This is a genomic window from Echinicola rosea, assembly GCF_005281475.1.
GTDB classification, from domain to species: Bacteria; Bacteroidota; Bacteroidia; order Cytophagales; family Cyclobacteriaceae; genus Echinicola; species Echinicola rosea.
On sequence record NZ_CP040106.1, the window covers coordinates 2916725 to 2935200 of the forward strand.

General features: G+C 44.4%; 15 protein-coding genes. 12 read left to right on the forward strand and 3 right to left on the reverse strand.

From position 1 onward, the window contains the following. Positions 1–103 precede the first annotated feature (103 nt). The 7 genes from FDP09_RS11735 to FDP09_RS11765 all read left to right on the forward strand — a co-directional run bounded on the left by FDP09_RS11735 (position 104) and on the right by FDP09_RS11765 (position 11978). Positions 104–1873, forward strand: a complete 1770-nt coding sequence (locus tag FDP09_RS11735) for a class I mannose-6-phosphate isomerase (RefSeq protein ID WP_137402845.1) — start codon at positions 104–106, stop codon at positions 1871–1873. A 46-nt stretch (positions 1874–1919) separates the two neighbouring features. Beyond that, a complete protein-coding gene (locus FDP09_RS11740) occupies positions 1920–5072 on the forward strand; it encodes a GH92 family glycosyl hydrolase (protein ID WP_137402846.1) in 3153 nt (1050 codons plus the stop codon). 59 nt (positions 5073–5131) lie between these two features. Continuing rightward, positions 5132–6433: a GH36-type glycosyl hydrolase domain-containing protein gene (locus tag FDP09_RS11745; protein WP_137402847.1), complete on the forward strand. Its 1302-nt coding sequence runs from the start codon at positions 5132–5134 to the stop codon at positions 6431–6433. 4 nt (positions 6434–6437) lie between these two features. Beyond that, a complete protein-coding gene (locus tag FDP09_RS11750) occupies positions 6438–7385 on the forward strand; it encodes an ROK family protein (protein WP_137402848.1) in 948 nt (315 codons plus the stop codon). Next, entirely contained in the window at positions 7382–8536 is a 1155-nt protein-coding gene (locus FDP09_RS11755) for an MFS transporter (RefSeq protein ID WP_222840326.1), read from the forward strand. The genes FDP09_RS11750 and FDP09_RS11755 overlap by 4 nt, the downstream gene beginning before the upstream one ends. Positions 8537–8712: 176 nt before the next feature. After that, a complete protein-coding gene (locus tag FDP09_RS11760) occupies positions 8713–9459 on the forward strand; it encodes a GntR family transcriptional regulator (protein ID WP_137402849.1) in 747 nt (248 codons plus the stop codon). A gap of 149 nt (positions 9460–9608) precedes the next feature. Then, positions 9609–11978, forward strand: a complete 2370-nt coding sequence (locus tag FDP09_RS11765; RefSeq protein ID WP_137402850.1) for a GH92 family glycosyl hydrolase — start codon at positions 9609–9611, stop codon at positions 11976–11978. A gap of 255 nt (positions 11979–12233) precedes the next feature. Here the strand turns inward: FDP09_RS11765 and FDP09_RS11770 are convergent, their stop codons facing one another. Beyond that, the gene (locus FDP09_RS11770; protein ID WP_137402851.1) at positions 12234–12899 is read right to left on the reverse strand and encodes a PAS domain S-box protein; all 666 of its coding nucleotides are present in this window, start codon (positions 12897–12899) and stop codon (positions 12234–12236) included. 614 nt (positions 12900–13513) lie between these two features. Here FDP09_RS11770 and FDP09_RS11775 point away from each other — a divergent pair. The 4 genes from FDP09_RS11775 to arsB are packed head-to-tail and all read left to right on the forward strand — an operon-like array spanning position 13514 to position 16148. After that, positions 13514–13849, forward strand: a complete 336-nt coding sequence (locus tag FDP09_RS11775; RefSeq protein WP_137402852.1) for an ArsR/SmtB family transcription factor — start codon at positions 13514–13516, stop codon at positions 13847–13849. A 48-nt stretch (positions 13850–13897) separates the two neighbouring features. Further along, positions 13898–14431: a DUF6428 family protein gene (locus FDP09_RS11780; RefSeq protein WP_137402853.1), complete on the forward strand. Its 534-nt coding sequence runs from the start codon at positions 13898–13900 to the stop codon at positions 14429–14431. A 59-nt stretch (positions 14432–14490) separates the two neighbouring features. After that, positions 14491–15108, forward strand: coding sequence for an arsenate reductase/protein-tyrosine-phosphatase family protein (locus FDP09_RS11785; RefSeq protein WP_137402854.1), 618 nt, complete (start codon positions 14491–14493; stop codon positions 15106–15108). Between the two features lie 2 nt (positions 15109–15110). After that, complete coding sequence (gene arsB, locus FDP09_RS11790) at positions 15111–16148, forward strand: ACR3 family arsenite efflux transporter (protein WP_137402855.1); 1038 nt, start codon at positions 15111–15113, stop codon at positions 16146–16148. 283 nt (positions 16149–16431) lie between these two features. Here the strand turns inward: arsB and FDP09_RS11795 are convergent, their stop codons facing one another. Together FDP09_RS11795 and FDP09_RS11800 are read right to left on the reverse strand one after the other, a co-directional pair. Continuing rightward, positions 16432–17310: a sensor histidine kinase gene (locus FDP09_RS11795; RefSeq protein WP_137402856.1), complete on the reverse strand. Its 879-nt coding sequence runs from the start codon at positions 17308–17310 to the stop codon at positions 16432–16434. After that, the gene (locus FDP09_RS11800) at positions 17282–17689 is read right to left on the reverse strand and encodes a DUF7793 family protein (RefSeq protein ID WP_137402857.1); all 408 of its coding nucleotides are present in this window, start codon (positions 17687–17689) and stop codon (positions 17282–17284) included. Before FDP09_RS11800 ends, FDP09_RS11795 begins: the two co-directional genes overlap by 29 nt. 462 nt (positions 17690–18151) lie before the next feature. On the opposite strand from FDP09_RS11800, the gene FDP09_RS23795 reads away from it, so the two are divergent. Next, entirely contained in the window at positions 18152–18451 is a 300-nt protein-coding gene (locus FDP09_RS23795; protein WP_187328848.1) for a hypothetical protein, read from the forward strand. Positions 18452–18476 lie beyond the last annotated feature (25 nt).

The following is an 18476-nucleotide window of genomic DNA, read 5'->3' on the forward strand; positions in this document are numbered from 1 at the left end:
TTTTATTACTCGACGATTGCCATAAAGAATATGGTATAAAGCATTCGGAGCAGTGGAAGCTGTTTTCTTGTAAATCCTCTAAATCCGCAAAATTTAATATAAAATGAACAGATTGAGCCATCAGCCAATGGTACCCGTTCACGAAACGGATCAGCCATCGAATTCCTATACCTTATTTCCATCCTTTGACTTGGGATCCTCGCGGATTGGCCAAGGTTACGATAGCCTCTTTGACCAGATCAATGCCGGACAGGTACTGATCATGGATGGCTATGTGGGTGTTGACTGGCAGGAAATCAGCACTGCCCTAAAACAATATCTGACCAAGCAAAACTTGGCGTTTGAGTTGATAGATATTACCGATTTCTATCAGCCAACCTCTGCGATTCTAGACATGATTGCTCCGGATTTAGGAGGGGACGATCCAGTTTTCGGAAAGAAAACCCAGCGGTGCATGGCAGATTATATGGATGGAAAAAAGCTAGAGACTTTAACCCTTCCATCCGACCAGATCAGGGTCATATACGGTTGTGGTGCCTCCCAAACGGGGATCGAGGGAACACTGGTTTATTTTGACTTGCCCAAAAACGAACTCCAATACCGTATGCGCGCTGGCAGTATCCAAAACCTCGGTTGTAGTGGACAGGAAAAGAATGCCAAGCAAATGTACAAGCACTTTTTCTTTGTAGACTGGGTAATCTGCAATAAGGAGAAAAAGACATTATTGCCCACAGTGGATTATATCGTTGACCAGCAACGTCCGGGGCAGCCTACTTGGATGAAGGGGGATGATTTTCGGCAAGGGCTAGAGGTAATGTCCCAGTCTTATTTTAGGGTACGCCCGTGGTTTGAGCCGGGGGTTTGGGGTGGTCAATGGCTTCGTGAACACATTCCGGAGCTTCCACAGAATGAACCCAACTATGCATGGTCCTTTGAGATGATTGTTCCTGAAAACGGTCTGATCTTTTCTTCCGACGGGCTTCTTTTGGAGGTTTCTTTTGATTGGTTGATGTATCAGGCTGGAGAAAATGTCCTAGGGAAAGCGTATCATCGGTTTGGCGATGATTTCCCTATCCGGTTTGACTTTCTGGATACCTTTGACGGGGGCAATCTATCCTTACAGTGTCATCCAACTGACGAGTATGCAAGAGTCCATTTTGGTGAAAAATTCACTCAGGATGAGACCTACTATATCTTGGATAACCGGTCAGGAGCCAGTGTTTACCTCGGGTTTCAAGAGGGCATTGAGCCGGAGAATTTCAGAAAGGAACTGGAAAAATCCATTCATGAGAAATCAGTATTGGAAGTAGAGCGATTTGTCCAGAAGTTTCCTAGTGAAAAGCATGGACTATATCTAATACCCAATGGTACCGTCCATTGCTCAGGAGTGGACAACCTGGTGCTGGAGATCAGCGCCACTCCGTATATCTATACCTTCAAAATGTACGATTGGCAACGGTTGGACCTAAATGGAGAGCCTCGGCCTTTGAATGTGGAGCGGGCCTTTGACAACTTGGATTTTGAGAGAAAAGGGGATGAAGTCAAACGTACCCTCATTTCGCATCCTGAAGTGATCGAAAGTGGATCGGATTGGCAATTGGTGGAACTGCCTACCCATGAACAGCATTTTTACAAGATCGTGCGCTATGAATTTGATACTGAAATTTCAGTTACCACGCATGGACAATGCCATTTGTTAATGTTGGTCGAAGGAGAAAGCATTTCCCTGACCACCGAAAATGATGGGCATGCCAAGTTCCATTATGCCGAAACATTTGCAGTTCCTGCCGCTGCCAATAGCTATAAGTTAACCAACCAGGGCTCCTCCCGGGCAATGGTAGTCGTTTCCTATGTCAAGGATTCTGCCTGTTAGCTTGGGATGATAAATATGATATGGAATGGTAATGAAAGCCTTTTTTATGAATTATAAGCTAATGAGAAGTGTGGTTTTGGCGGTCATGGCCATGACGGTACACTGTCAGCCACTATCGGCACAGCAATATAAGGTCTTCCAGCTTGGAAGTCCATCGGGCAATGGTCATGGTTTTGCGCTATATCCTGACGGTTATGAGGATTTTATCGCCCAAGATTTTGGATTTGAGGATCGGATATTTTGGATCGGTAGGGATGATCCGCAAACTGATTTTCCTTATGTCCTTCCAGGTCCAAAAGATGCATGGGGAGGGACAGGACACACTGCAGGAATCCGTTCCCATTTTCTAAACCTGGCCTTCGAGCTTGATGAGTTCCAGCCAACCACCGGTCAGCTTAGGATAGACCTTGCAGATGCCGATTCATTACATGCCGCCATACTGAAAGTCACTGTCAATGGTAAAGGGCACCATTACCAATTAAAACCAGGAAAAGGGACAGCCCTTAAGGGCAAAGGATCAGCAAAAGGGAAGGAGCAGTTGGTCGTTGTTGACTTGCCTGAGGGGCTTTTAAAAAGTGGAATGAACAAAATTACGTTGACCAGCCTTGATGGGAGTTGGTTGGCTTTTGATCACATTTCCCTTTCGGCTTCAAGTCTGTTAAAGGTACAGCCCCCTGAGCGAGCAGTAGTGGGGGAGATAAGTCCAGCCTCATATCAAACAGAGGGAGATGCAGGACTTCACCAGCCGCTGCTGGTGGCCGCTTATCACCTTGAAGGCTCCCCAGAGATTATCGTTGAATTGGACGGAACCGAAATCCTTCGCCAAGGTTTGGTGGCCGGTGAATACCTGCTGGAAGCTCCCATGCCTGTCGTCCACAAGGAAAAAGAAAGCCATTATAAGATCAAACTGGATGGGAGTACGGTAAAAGAGGGCACTGTAAAAAGAATGCCCCAAAACACCAGAAAATGGAGCCAATATGTCAATACCCTCATAGGAGCGGGGCATTCCAGGTGGATGATCGCGCCGGGGCCTTGGATGCCTTTTGGGATGGTAAAGCTAAGCCCGGACAATCAGAACTCCGGTTGGCAGGCGGGCTATGACCCTACTTTCGAATCGATTGGGACTTTTAGCCATATCCATGAATGGACTATGGCCGGCCTGGGGACTTTTCCGACGATTGCGGGGCCTGTACAGACCACCGTCGGTGACCAAGGTGATGTCCAGACAGGTTACCGATCTTCATTTGACAAACAAACAGAGCAGGCTGGAATTGGAATGTACAAAGTACATCTGACCGATACGGATATCTGGGCTTCCCTTACTTCCACGGAGAGGGCGTCGATGCAGCTATACGAATATGGAAAAGGGGATCTCGGGCGGATCATGATCGATCTGGCCATTCCTTCTGAGTACCGGTACCAGATAGAATCCTGCGAGATTACCCGTGTTTCTCCTACACGGATAGAAGGCAAAAGCCATCAGCTGACCCCAGATGCATGGTCCAAGGGAGTGGGGCAGGATTATATCGTTCATTTTGTGATTGAGTTTGACCGCCCATTTGAGCGGTTTTCCCATTGGAAAGACGGTGAGATCCTTCATGGCACTGACTTAGTGGCTAAGGAGCCGAAGAATGCAGGTGCTTTTGTTGAATTTGACTTACAGGATTCCAAAAGTGTGAAAATGAGAACGGGAATATCCTATGTGAGCATCGAGAATGCTGCTGAAAACCTGTCCAAGGAAATTTCCACACCTTTTGGATGGGACTTTGATGCGGTGGTGGCCCATCAACGCGACACTTGGGACAAGCTGCTTGGCAGACTCAAGGTAAGCAGTAATGATGCAAGGGAAAAGGAGCGCTTTTATACCAATATGTACAGGGCTTTGGCCAGTAGGAATACCTTTTCTGATGTGGACGGACGATGGAGGGATGCCGATGAAAATATCCAGCAGCTGGAACGCCCAGATGACCTTGCCCTCGGCTGTGACGCTTTTTGGAATACCTTCTGGAACCTTAACCAGTTTTGGAATCTGGTCACGCCTGATTGGAGCAATCGCTGGGTGCGGTCTCAGCTTGCCATGTATGATAATGCCGGATGGCTCGCTAAAGGCCCTGCAGGAATGGAGTACATTCCCGTGATGGTGGCCGAGCATGAAATCCCCTTGATCGTCGGAGCCTACCAAATGGGCATCAGGGACTATGATGTGCACAAAGCTTTGGAAGCTGTAGTAAAGATGCAGTCCACCGAAGCCACGGAAGTAGGAGGAGGGTTTGCCGGAAACAGAGATTTGGCGCACTACCTCGAATATGGCTACGTGCCCCATGATCTGGGAAGGTTTTCCAATTCCTTGGAGTATAGTTTTGACGATTGGACTGTAGGGCAGTTTGCCAAATCCTTGGGAGAGACCTCCATCTATGAAGCATTTGACAAAAGAGGGGCTTGGTGGAAACATGTTATTGACCCAGCGTCAGGTTACGCAAGGATGAAAAATGCCAAAGGAGAATGGCTGGAAGATTTTGATCCGTTTCGATCCGGTGCCAATCACCATTATGTGGAAGGAAATGCTTGGCAGCTCACCTTTTTTGTTCCCCAAGATGTACCCGGTCTTATGGAGGCTATCGGAAAGGAAAAATTTCTCGAAAGACTGGAATGGGGCTTTTCGGAAAGCGACAGGTGGCGCTTTAATGGCCCCAACGACCAATACTGGGATTTTCCAGTGGTGCAGGGGAACCAGCAGTCCATGCATTTCGCCTTTCTTTTCAATTATGCAGGCAAGCCTTGGTTGACCCAAAAATGGAGCAGGGCCATCATGGACCGGTATTATGGTCATGGGGTTACCAATGCCTATCTGGGTGATGAGGATCAGGGACAGATGAGTGCTTGGTTTATCATGGCTTCACTTGGTCTTTTCCAAGTGGATGGAGGAACCAGGGCCAGCCCTATATATGAAATTGGCAGTCCACTTTTCGGACGAGTGGAAATTGATCTTGGCAACAGGTTTGGAAGAGGAGAGACCTTTACCATCCGGGCCGTGAATGCCGACAGAAAAAACATCTACGTGCAGAAAGCCACCCTCAATGGCAAACCACTTAACCGTTTTTGGTTTGAGGCTGCTTCGCTTCTCAAGGGGGGAGAATTGGTCCTGGAAATGGGCGATACTCCGAACGAGGAATGGGGAAATACCTCCCTTCCCTATTGAGGGAAGCAAAGTACTCGCCAATATGTAAACAACATTGAACAACAATAACCCAAAATTTCATGAAAAACTACTTGGCAATACCTGTATTCATATTATTTGCACTAGCGGTAAATGGCCAAAATAATGGAGAAAATCAGGACAAACTTTCGAATCGCGTTCCTGACAATGAAAAACTTGAGAAGGTAAAGGAAATGGCCTTAAAAGTAGTATCCGAGGGCTTTAATGCAGGGGATGGATACCGGGAGGTCTGGATAAGGGATTATAATACCTTCATTAATATCGCCACCAAAGTTCACCCGAAGGAAACACTAAAGGAAAACCTACTTGTGTTTTTCAGGATGCAGGGAGATGATGGGAATATCATAGATGGCTTTACACCAGTGGCGTCCATAGGAGAAGACGAATCCGATTTTAGTTATTCGGAGCTGGAGCCAAGGTACGCGGGCCACAAAAACACCGTGGAGACCGACCAAGAGACTTCTTTGGTGCAGACTGTCTATAAGTATATCAAGGCTACCGGTGATTTCGCACTGCTTTCTGAAACGATAGGGGGTAAAACGGTAGCTGAGCGATTGGAGTGGTCCATGGATTATCTGATGGAGCACCGTTTTGACAGGGAGCATGGCCTGCTCTGGGGAGCAACTACTGCCGACTGGGGAGATGTGCAGCCAGAGCACGGATGGGGAGTAGATATTGATGAAAACACCCATAGGGCCATTGATGTTTATGATAATGCCATGATGGTCATTGCTTTGGATAACCTGATGGAAATAATGCCAGGTAGCCGTGAAAAGTGGGATCCTATCAAGGGGCAATTGGAAGAAAATATCAGAAAGCACCTCTGGGACACTGAGGCGCAAAAGTTCATTCCCCATGTCTATTTGGAGGGTTCACCTTTTCCAGAAGATTTCAAGGAGAATGAGATTTTTTATTTTGGCGGCACTGCTATCGCCATCGAAGCGGGGTTGCTGACGCATGAGGAAATCGAACATTCCCTGAATCAAATGGTTTCTCTCGTGAAACAAGCCGGTGCGCCCTCTATCGGATTGACAGTTTATCCTCCATATCCGGCAGGCTATTTTGCCAATAAGATCATGAATCCGGAGTACAGTTACCAAAACGGAGGCGACTGGACCTGGTTTGGAGGAAGGATGGTCCTGGAATTGGTCAAAAATGGATTTGTTGAAGAAGCCTACAGGGAAATACAGCCAATGGTCGATAGGGTGATAGAAAACGATGGTTTTTACGAGTGGTATTCAGTCGATAACCAACCGCGTGGATCAGGAACTTTTAGGGGAAGCGCAGGAGTGCTTTATGATGCCATAGTGGCCTTACAGCAATACGAGAATCAGGAAAAATAGGGTAATGGAAAGACCAAAAGCATCACCAGCAAAGGAAGCAGCGTTGCAGGTTGGAGTGGATATTGGTGGAAGCCATATTACGGCATGCCTTTTTGATGACGAGCACCAGGAGCTTCTGCTGGAGTCCATGTCCACCCGGCACCCTGATCCAAATGGAACAGCTGACGAGCTCATAGGTGTATGGGCTGAGGCCATTGAGCAAGCTATGAATCAATCCAATAGACCAATAAAGGGGATTGGAATTGCTGTGCCAGGGCCATTTGATTATGCAGAAGGGATCAGCCTGGTCACCGGGGTGAATAAATTCGAATGTATTTACGGAGCCAATATCAAAGCGGAACTTTCCCGTCGCCTCAACGTGGAAAAATCCCAAATACGGTTTGTCAATGATGCGGCGGCATTTGGCATCGCTGTGACCAAGGTGGGACTTGCCAAAAATGCAGATCGCTGCTTGGCCTTGACTTTGGGAACAGGGCTGGGATCATCGTTTTTGGTTGGTGGTGTGCCGGTGCTTTCAGGTGCAGAGGTGCCCAAAAATGGATGGCTTTATAACGGTGAGTTTAATGGGGAAATGGCAGACGACCATTTTTCTGCCCGCGGATTAGTGAAGCTCTACCAATCTCTTGGAGGAAAGGAAGGGGCAACAGCTTTGGATATTTTTAACCTCACCAAATATGATCCAGTGGCCAGTAAAACCTTTGAACTGTTTGGGGAGCGATTGGGCGCTTTCTTGGATCCGTATGTCCAGCGTTTTGGTGCCCAAATTCTTGTTTTGGGAGGCAACCTGTCACGGTCATTTCCACTCTTTGAACAGCATTTACTTAAAGAGTTGTCCATAAGCAATGTGGTAGTTTCCACTATGCTTGATCATGCCCCGCTGATCGGTGGAGCCATGCTTTTTAATGAGCAATATTACGGGGATTTAGCAAGGGTGATAAATAAGATGAAATGAAAGATATAAGTTCAAAAAGGCTACCGTATGGTAAAATTTTACCAGTGTTGCTGAGTTTTGTGGTAATGGGATTTGTGGATATCGTAGGTGTTTCGACGGGGTATGCGCAGAATGAATTTGACCTTAGCCCAGAAATGGTGCAATTGATTCCTTCTATGGTTTTTGTCTGGTTTTTTGTGCTATCGGTTCCCATTAGCCTTCTCCAGAATAGGGTAGGAAAACGAAACGTTTTGCTTGCCGGGATTGGTGCCACAGCATTGGGAATGGCGATCCCTTTTGTCAGTTTTAGCTATGGGGTATTCCTTTGCTCCTTTGTGTTGCTCGGAATCGGAAATACCTTAATCCAGGTTTCTTCCAACCCATTGTTGAGGGAAGTCGTTACTGCAGAAAAATATCCAAGTATCCTAAGCATTTCACAATTTATCAAGGCTATCAGCTCTTTGTTGGGGCCTTTATTGGTGGCTTTTCTGGCATCCAGGACCGGGGATTGGAAAAATGTGTTTTTGGTATATGGAGTGGTAGCGATCTGTACGGGAGCTTGGCTGGCGAAAACCCCCATAAAAGAAACCCACGAACAAGCTTCGGCAGGGTTTAAAGATTGCTTTAGGCTGTTGAAAGACCCAGTGATTGCCTTTATGGTGTTTGCGATATTTTTGACCGTTGGGATTGACGTAGGAATGAACACCAATATCCAAGGGCTCTTGGTTTCCAAATTTGATCTTACCCTAGAGGATGCCTCCTTGGGAATCAGTCTTTATTTCTTTTCCTTGTTGGTCAGCCGGTTGCTGGGAGCCGTGATCTTGGGCAAAATGAGCCATGTGAAGTTTCTAAAATGGTCTGGATGGTTTACAGTGGTGGCCTTTATGTGCTTGATAGTGTCTCCTAGCCTTGGAGCCACACTGGCTTCCATCATGCTGGTAGGACTGGCCTCGGCAAACTTGTTTCCATTGATCTTTGCATTGACCATCAATAGGACCCCGGAAAGGAGCAATGAAATATCAGGGCTGATGACCATGGCGATTGTAGGTGGGGCCGTGGTTCCGTTCATTATGGGAGTGGTCCAGAAGTCCGCAGGTGTGGATTTTGTGTTTCTCGTCCCTGCAATGGCCGCTGTGGTGCTGTCGTTTTCCTACCGGAAGTTTGTCCGGTAAATTTCAAATAGTGCTCCAATTACTGCCGATAATGAGCATAAATCGATTTTGGACGGTCATTGGAAAACACCAGATGAATCAATAAGTGGAATTAATGACAAATTGCTTAATTTTGTTTTTTGGTAGCCATTCCAAAAAGGGCAGATAATTGAAAATTTAACAGCGTAATGTAGCTTATGGAGGTAAGGGAATTTAAGTTGGACCATAAGAGTGCGATTCCATATCATGTGCAGTTGGAGAAGTACTTAAGGGCATTGATTAAACTGAAGGAATATGCCTCTGGAGAATCGTTGCTGCCAAAAGAAGAGAGTCTCGCCAAGAGGTTTGGCGTTTCCCGAAATACCGTAAGACAGGCTATCGATAAGCTGGTACAGGATGGATTAGTGGAAAGAAAAAGAGGGGTCGGATCAAAGGTCGTGGCACAAAATATATCCACACGTTTAGACCAGTGGATTTCCTTTACGAAGGAAATGCGGGACAAAGGAATTGATGTGGTGGAATATGCCGTGGAGGTTAATTTTGTCCAACCTGACAAGGATGTTGCGAAGGCATTGAATTTGGGGGCAGATTCAGCGGTTTGTTGTCTCAAGCGGGTGAGGGGGGCAAAGGATGCCAAATATTTGTTCAGTATTTCCTATTTTCATCCTCGTATTGGCCTGACAGGATCTGAGGATTTTCACCAACCGCTTTATGAAATGTTGGAAAGGGAATGTCATGTAGTCGTAGTGGTATCCAAAGAAAAACTGAAAGCCATAGCTGCTCCTGCCGTGATTGCCCAGGCATTGGATATAAAGAAAGGGGATCCTGTCCTGAAACGGGAAAGAATCGTACTCGACAGAGGAGACAGACCTGTCGAATATAACTTGGTATATTATGCTACGGATTATTTTTCCTACGATATTGATATCAAAAGGGAGTTGTAAAAATAATTCATTTTGAGCAGTTCTTATAAAATGATTCATGGTTGTAAACCATTATATTATTTCTAACTTTGTTTAAACATATGTACATATCGTGTTTGTGTTGTGCATATGCATTACCTACTATTACCGGACAATAAACCATTGTAAAAATGAAAAGCATAAAAAATTTTGGTGTTTTACTTGGGGTATGCCTACTTTTTGGAACGTCATGTAATTCTTCGTCAGAAGTCGAGGAAAAGAAAGGTTTAGAGGAAGGCTCCTACCTGGAATGGGTTGACCCCAACATAGGATCAGTACATAGTCGCTGGTTTTTTTATACACCCGGAGCTATGCCATTTGGGATGGCAAAGCTCGGGCCGTCCACCAATGGAAGTTATGGGAATAAAAGTGGCTGGGAAGCGGTAGGATATGATGGCAGGCATGAGAGTATTGAAGGTTTTGCAAACCTGCATGAGTTTCAGGTGGGTGGGTTTCTTTTTACTGCCACTACGGGAAAACTGCATACTGTGCCCGGAAGTCTGGAAAACCCCGATGAGGGTTACCGTTCCCGGTTTGATAAAGAGGATGAGGTGGCCACACCCGGCTATTATAAAGTCAAGCTGAAGGACTATGACGTCACCGCTGAACTGACAGCGACCGAAAGAGTAGGTTTTCATAAATATACCTTCCCAAAAAGCGACAATGCTTATATTATTCTGGACATTGGGAATCAATTGGGAGAAAGTGGTAAAGTAAAGGATGCCGCTGTTTCCTATCACGATGACAATACCATCGAAGGATGGGTGATTACCTATCCGGAATATGTGAAGAAATACCAGCCTGATGGAGAAGTGAAAATGTTTTTTTCTGCGGTTATTAACAAAACTCCTGAATCGGTAGGTGCTTTTAATGGTGACAACAGAAAAGAGAATCAACATCACACGACTGGAGTAGGAGCAGGGCTTTATTTGGCCTATGATACCGAAGCAGGAGAGTCCATTGAAATGAAAGCGGGGTTTTCTTACACCTCTTTGGAAAATGCAAAAAGGAACCTGCTTGCAGAAGCAAAGGACATAGATTTCGAAACTGCCAAGATACTTGCCCAGAAAAAGTGGAATGAAGAGCTTGGCAAAATCAAGGTATCCGATCCTTCAAAGGAGAATAAAACCAAGTTTTATACAGGACTATACCATGCGCTTTTGGGGAGGGGGCTTGCCAGTGATGTAAATGGCCAGTTTCCTGAAAATGACGGCTCCATTGGCCAGATCCCGTTAGATGCAAATGGTAAACCTGAATTTGATTTTTACAATACAGACTCTGTTTGGGGAGCATTTTGGAACCTTACGCAATTGTGGACCCTGGTGTGGCCAGAATATTACAACGATTTTGTACAAAGCCATTTGGCTGTTTACAAAAATTCAGGATGGATGAGTGATGGATTGGCCAATAGTAAATTTGTTTCCGGTGTCGGGACCAATTTTGTAGGGCTCGTCATAGCAGCGGCCTATCAGGCCAATATCAGGGATTATGATGTGGAATTGGCTTTTAAAGCTGCATATGAAAATGAGGTGAAATATGAAAATAGAAATGAGGGGGCCGGAAAGACAGACCTGAAGCCTTTTGTGGAAAAGGGTTTTATTCCCTATCAACCGGGTTGGGATACCTCACCTGAAGGTTCGGCCTTCTCCGTTTCACATGCCTTGGAGTACAGCTATAGCAGTTATGCTGTTGCTCAATTTGCGAAAGCACTTGGCAAAGATGCGGAATACAATGAACTGATGAGATTATCGCATAATTGGGAAAAAGTATATGATGAAGAAATTGACTTTGTAAGGCCAAGGGTGGCCTCTGGGGATTTTATGAAGGATTTCGACCCTTTTGCACCTTGGGTAGGATTTCAGGAAGGTAATGCGTGGCAATATACTTTCTATGTCCCCCACACTCCTGAAGCATTGGTAGAAAAAATGGGCGACGAAAAATTTGTCAGCAGACTGGACTCTATTTTCACGGTTTCCGAAAAGACAGGCTTCGGGGGAGAAGATATTGACGCCTTTGCTGGATTGTGTTACCTGTATAACCAAGGCAACCAGCCCAATTTGCATATTCCTTGGCTTTTTAACTATACAAGTCAGCCATGGCTTACCCAGAAATGGGTAAGACGTATCTGTGATGTGTTTTATGGGGTGGAGGAGATACATGGTTATGGCTTAGGTCAGGACGAAGATCAGGGACAGTTGGGGGCTTGGTATGTCATGGCTTCCCTAGGCTTATTTGATGTGAAGGGTTTGGTAGAGATGGAGCCTTCTTTTCAGTTTGGAAGTCCTTTATTTGATGAGGTGGAAATTAAGACTGCCAATGGTAAGTCCATTCGGATAACTACTGAAAACAACAAAGAGGACAATGTGTTTATTCAGTCCATAAGACTAAACGGCAAACCTTACCAACGATCTCAAATCAGCCTTGATCAATTAAGAGAGGGAGGGCACATGGAAATGACTTTAGGAAATACGCCCAATAAAGACCTATTTGAAGACTTGTAACTGATAATCATGGAGAAGGGAACCAAACATCCGTGTCAAATTAATGGGCAACCTTCGTCTTGGTCTATCCATTGGGTATAAGGTGGGAATGATTGCCGAGTAAACCTGTTTTTTTCCTAAATCATAACTGACAGAAAATGTCAGCCAATATTGTCATCGGATTTGTCAAATGTCCGTTCCGTGATTTCATGGATTACTTGGTCAAGTTCCCTACAGGAACTGTCGATCCACCCTAGTATTTGTTCGAATGTAACATCATTTTTGCCTATTTCGGTTACTACAGTGAGGATTTTGGACGAGATGTGAAGCTGCTGAATTCCCTTGGTTCCCCGTCTTTTTGGATGGCCACATGACGGAGGCATTCATATGGATTCGGCCAATTTCCAAAGGATGAAAATATAGGTGATCGGGCTGTAATAACGCTCCGACTACCTTAAAGCACCTTTTTAGGGCGTTCGGCCAGTCCTTAGATTTGAGAAGGATTTCTTGGAACTCCGTGATAGCAGCCAAATACCGTTTTTGTTTTTCGATGTGTTGCTGTTGTTGGTAATTTTCTGATAGGTCTATGGCTGATACGATACGGGCTCGTTTACCCTGGTACGAAATGGGGTTACTTTTGATCTTTACCTGGATGATCGTCCCACCCTTTTTTCTATGCCGGAACAGCCTTTGCTTCAATAGTCTGTTTCCTTTCCGAGCAATCGCCACTGCCCGCTCCATTTGTTTAATATCTTCCTCAGGCCGGATGTCCTGAAGTGTCATGTTCAAAAAATCATTTTCTGTGTACCCATAGTGGAGGATGGCTTCTTTATTGACCGCCAAAAATTTATAGGTGTCAAGGTCGTAGATCCACATGGGAAATGGAGATTGGTCAAAAATAACCTGGTCGGTCGTTTTGGGTTTAGCGGAGAAAATTGACATGATGTACGGTTTTGTTTGTTTAATCTGCCAAGGGCAATATAAATAAAGCAATTATTGGCTCTATATGGATTATAGAGGGTAAAGATATTATTCCGGTTAAATTAATGTTGATTCATGTTCCTTTTCAGTGGGCAATTTTCTATTCTGCCTTGAGGTATTTGACGTTAAGAAATCAAAGAAGTGGGCTGGAAAAAGCGCAGGCTTGTTTGACGTGAATCAGTACAAAAAATTGGTATGCTGCACAAATAGAGGAGTTTGCCTGCGTGAGTGCTGGCTTTGATTTTAGTCATATAGCTCACCGCAGCGGGTTTTTTTGGTTACGTTTTTCACCTGAAGGAAAAAAGTAACAAGGCAACAAGATGAAAGGCAAGCTAGAATTTGACATGCAAAGTAATAGTTACCCATAGTAAATCATATAGAACCCAATTATTTTACCACAAATATCCAAATTTTACCTGCACTCTTGTAGGGAAGACAAAACCAAAAGGGTGACTGCAGTAGTTGTCTAAATACCCGATAAGTGCTGAGCCGGTAAAAATGACACGGGTGAGGAGGCAGATTTTCGCGGATAAATTTTTTAATTTTAGATATTCATCGTATAATTGCGATGAATTATGGGAGTTACTAGAACAGATTTATTTTCCCCAGCTCAAAATGAGCTTGCGCAAGTGGCGAAGGTGTTTGCCCATCCGGCGAGGGTAGCCATTATAGAGTACCTGCTGAAGGCCAATACCTGTATTAATGGAGATTTGGTTGAGGAGCTTGGATTGGCACAGGCGACCATCAGCCAGCATCTAAAGGAGTTGAAGCAGGTAGGAATCATCCAAGGTACCATCGAAGGAGTTTCTGTCAACTATTGTATAAACCCTATCCGATGGGGAGAAATCAAAGTTTTATTTAACCAAGTGTTTGATAGGTTTGATTTGCCTGACGGAAAGCATTGTTGTTAAAAAAAAATTGATCATTATTATCGTAATATTGCAATAAATATATGAGCTATGAAAACACAGGAATTTATATCATTATTAGAAAAGCATCCAAAAACTCCATTGTTTTTTGAGTATGCTCCTGGTCAGTACGTTCGATCAGACTATCATATTACAGAGGTGAAGAATGTTGATTTTGACACCGTAGATTGTGGTGGACAGGCCAATAAGTGGTCTGAGACGCATGTTCAGTTATGGGAAAATGAAGCGTTGGAGCCTGACCATCAAGTGGACAGCAGCAAAGCCCTGAAAATCTTTGAGGTGGTGGACAAAGTGAGGCCCACCTATCAGGATTCAACGATCAAATTTGAGTATGGAAATCGATCCTTTACGACAGCCATATTACCCATTGGGGAGATCGAGCTGGATGCCAAAAAAATAGTAGTAAAATTGGGCGTGGACCAAACGGCCTGTAAGGCAAAGGATCGTGCCCAAACGGCCGAAGAGAAAGCTCAGGCATGCTGTGGCCCGGTGCCTTCCAAAAAAAGTATTGTATTGACAGGGCAGGATCAAAACGAGTGTACGCCTGGCAGTGGATGTTGTTAAGAGAATCTTCATGATTACCCTTAATTTAGCTTAACCTGATCGTATCATAATTTACCAAAATGGAAAAAATAGAATTATTGCCCGAATTACAGCGTTATGTGGAGCAGTTTCAAGATCGAGAAGTATCTTCAGATCGGAACCAAGTGCTTGAGCCATTGATAGCATATGTCAGGGAAAAGCATTCTACGAACAAAGCGGTCAATCTGAATTTTATATGTACCCATAATTCACGAAGAAGCCAGCTTTCGCAGATATGGGCAAAAGTAGCTTCGGAGCATTTCGGCATTGATTTAAATTGTTATTCGGGCGGGGTGGAAGTGACCGCTTTTAATGAAAGAGCGGTGGAAAGTATCAAGCGGGCAGGGTTTCGGGTGACGCAAAAAGGAGAGGGAAATCCGCATCACTTTGTCTTTTACGCTGATGATGCCGATCCCATCGTAGCTTTCTCTAAACGCTATGATGATACGGCAAATATCAGGCAGGATTTTGCTGCAGTAATGACCTGCTCACATGCGGATGAAAACTGCCCGTTTATTCCAGGAGCGGAGGCTAGGATCCCTGTCATGTACGAAGATCCCAAGGCATTTGATGGGACGAATAGGGAAGCGGAAAAATACGATGAGCGTTCGATGCAGATTGCTACGGAAATGTTTTATGTTTTTTCAAAAATCAAATAACGATGAGCAATACCAAAAAGTTGGGTTTTCTGGACCGCAACTTGACCCTGTGGATCTTTATGGCCATGGCATTGGGAGTGGCAATAGGGAATTTTTTTCCTTCCGCACCTGAATTTATCAATAGCTTTAGCCATGGGAGCACAAATATACCAATCGCCATAGGGCTGATATTGATGATGTATCCCCCACTGGCGAAGGTAGATTATAAACTCTTGCCAAAAGTCTTTAGGAATGTGAAGATTTTGTCGATTTCCCTGTTTTTAAACTGGATCGTGGGGCCAGTTTTAATGTTTGGGCTTGCCATCTTTTTTTTACAGGACTACCCAGAATATATGGTGGGGTTGATCTTGATCGGGCTGGCCCGTTGTATTGCAATGGTACTGGTATGGAATGACCTCGCTGAGGGCAGCAGTGAGTATGGTGCAGGGTTGGTGGCGTTGAACAGCATATTTCAGGTGTTTGCCTATAGCTTTTATGCTTGGCTATTCATTACCAAACTCCCTCCACTGTTGGGCTTCCAAAGTGCTATAGTGGATATTTCAATAGGGGTCATTGCTGAAAGTGTTGCCATTTATCTAGGGATTCCATTTTTGGCAGGATTTCTCAGTAGGATCTTGTTGGTAAAAGCAAAAGGTGAGAAATGGTACAATGAGGTGTTTCTTACCGCTATTTCACCAATGACCTTAATTGCTTTGTTGTTTACGATTGTTATGATGTTTTCACTTAAAGGTGAGCTGATCGTACAGATACCTCTTGATGTGGTGCGGATTGCTGTTCCATTGCTGTTGTACTTCACACTGATGTTTTTCATTGGTTTTTTTGTTACAAAGGCCATGGGAGCGGAGTATAATAGAAATGTGGCAGTGGCCTTTACAGCTGCAGGAAATAATTTTGAACTGGCAATCGCTGTTGCCATCGCTGTATTCGGCCTGAACTCAGGACAGGCCTTTGCAGGTGTCATAGGCCCCTTGGTGGAGGTACCTGCGTTGATAATATTGGTAAGAGTGTCCTTTTGGTTGAAAAGAAAATATTATGGTTAAAAGTAAAACAATCGAAATTGACTGATTATAAACATGATGGTGAGTGTGGCTACTGGCCAGATAACCTCAAAAACGGATCTCGAAGGAGGCGTTTCTAATTTTTGGTGAACTGTTCTGAGCCCCTATTCCACGGACCGAAACAAGGGAGTTCATGATTTGACCCGTGAGGTCAAAAGACTCGCAGCGATCTAATCTGAAACAGGTAAAGGTGATATTGGACAGTCTAATATGTCCCGAGGTTATGCCTCATTGATGTAGAGGACGTCAATCAGATTTGACCTGCTCAATATTGCTCCAGGGGTACGGTAAAATGGAAAATGGTGCCTTTTCCCGCAGGGGATTCTGTCCATATCCTTCCATTGTTTTCCAAGAGAATGGTTTTGATGATCGCCAGTCCAAGTCCTGTACCTGTAGGTTGTTCGTCCCTGTTCAGGCGGAAGAAAAGGTTGTATATATTTTCCCTGTATTCCTCTGGGATCCCCGGTCCATTGTCCTGGACCGAAATCAAGATGTCATTTTCCCGTTGGATGCTGCTGACAACCAATTGACATTTGTCCTTATCGTTGAACTTGATGGCATTGTTGATCAGGTTCGAGAGGATCTGGTAAAGTGCGGTAGCATTATAATGGACATATGGAACCTCAATCTGATAGGATATGCTGACCGGCTGGACAAAGGATAGGCCATCTATGATGTTGGAACACATCTCCTTCAAAGCGATCTTTTCGCGCTTACTGGATTTTACGGTGGTTTTGGAATACTCCAAAATACCGTTTACCATTTCAAGGCTGTTTCTGTTCAGGGATTTCAGCATTTCGATATATTCGTCCAAATTTGAAAGATCGCCCCCCTTGATCTCGGAGTCCAGCAGTTCCAATATACCAGCGGTGTTATTCAAGGGGGATTTGATATCATGCGCCAGCGTGTGGGAGAAGTTCCCAAGTTTAAGGTTGGCTTCCCTGAGGGCAGCAATTTCCCCTATTTTTTTCTCTACTTCCTCCCCGAGCATGTTCAGACCGGTGGCCAGCACATCCAGCGGTTCGTCCGTTGATGCTGTTTTTACCCTGCAGGGAAAGTCAAAACTTGCAATCCTGGATACCAATTGTACAAGTTCCATTGATTTATCATGATCGTTATCGGTATGTTGGCTGTTTTTTTTCATTATTTTTGATCGATGTCAACCATTCCATGGCTGTTGAGTTTTCAGTAAATATTTTTAATGGAAAGAGGGGCTGGTTGAATCCTAAAAAGAAATTGCCAATGAGATGGCCTACCCTGCTTTTTGCAACAATCCCCACGGCGTACTGTAAATCTGCACATTGTGGACTGGCAAAAAGCTCCCTGCATTCCTGTGAAACACCGGAAGCCCTGCTGATATCTACCAAGACTGCCGCTCGTTTGCCAAGGGACAAAGCAGCAACTGCCCGGAGGTTTTCCTGTCCGTCGCTAAGCTCTAGAAACTTATCTGGGAGTACTTTACAGTGGATGATCCCGTTATCAAGTCGCAGAAGTTCCTGGGTAGTAGTTGTTATCTTGTCCATGTTCACTAACTTTCAATATCCTTTAATGGTATTTTGGTTGGAATTTTTGTTGATCCAAGGGTGGAATTAAGCCTTAATTAAAGAATAATAATTGTTTTATCGAAAATCAGGCCAAAATGCGGGATGTCTGAAAATAAATTTTGTATATGTATATGACTTAAAACGTTATTTGAAATGAATATTCGTCTTGTGGTGAGGCAACCTGCCCAGCTGCCACAAATACATCAACTTAGCTGTTTGGGATTTGTATGGTCGGGATTTGTAATCCCTCTAGTCCATTTATAAAGAGCATATGTATCAATAAGAGTATAGATTTTCAGCTACTTACATGTGTTATACTGACGGCTATGGTCTAGCAGCCAGATAGAACCATAAACTAAAGCGAAGTGGCTAATTTTGAAGCATTTTAACTCGTAATACTGGTGCCTTGGCGTAGATAAGCCAATACATAAACCGGGTTTAATGCCGTTTAGTTTAGTGTGTATTTGGAAAAATGTGTTCTATCTTTTTTCAAGGGCAGTTATTTTTCTTGCTAAATTCCAAGTTGGTTTTTCATCTCTTTACTTTTGTTACTTTTTTGCTTCAGGTCAAAAAAGTAACCCAAAAAAAACGCCGCTACGCCACGGCGCACAGGTGTACATCTGTTGGCCTAAAATTAAAGCCTTCCTTAATGCAGGCAAACTCCTTCTTTTTAGCCGCCAACATTCTTTTTGGTCAGCATTTCGTCAAACAAGCCTGCCTTTTTGCCCGCCCGCATTTTAATTTCTTAACGCCCAATACCTGTCAT